The organism is Curtobacterium sp. MCBA15_008 (genome assembly GCF_001865065.1).
GTDB lineage: Bacteria > Actinomycetota > Actinomycetes > Actinomycetales > Microbacteriaceae > Curtobacterium.
Genome location: NZ_MJGN01000050.1, coordinates 1 through 421 on the forward strand (window position 1 = coordinate 1; position 421 = coordinate 421).

At 55.3% G+C, this 421-nt stretch carries 1 protein-coding gene; it reads left to right on the plus strand.

Features of this window, described 5'->3' with window-relative positions; all coding sequences use genetic code 11:
• A partial coding sequence (yidC, locus tag BIU96_RS16290; RefSeq protein ID WP_139200105.1) for a membrane protein insertase YidC occupies positions 1 to 421 on the plus strand: 421 nt, incomplete at both ends.

A 421-nucleotide genomic window follows, 5' to 3' on the forward strand; every position in this document is an offset into this window, starting at 1 on the left:
GTGGCGATCATCCTGTTGACTGTCCTGGTCAAGGCGGTGTTCTTCAAACTGTCAGCCACCAGTTACCGGTCCATGGCAAGAATGCGAGCGGTAGCGCCCCAGCTGACAAGGTTGAAAGAACTGTATGGCGATGATCGCCAGCGCATGTCCCAGGAAATGATGGCGTTGTACAAACGGGAGAAGATAAACCCGTTGGGTGGCCGCCTGCCGATACTGGTACAGATGCCGGTCTTTATATCCCTGTACTGGGTGCTGTTTGAAAGTGTCCAGCTGCGACACGCCCCCTTCATGCTGTGGATCCAGGATCTGTCGGTCATGGACCCGTACTTCATCCTGCCCATCCTGATGGGTGCCAGCATGATGTTGCAGATGAGTCTGAACCCGACACCACCGGACCCGATGCAGGCGAAGATTATGAAGC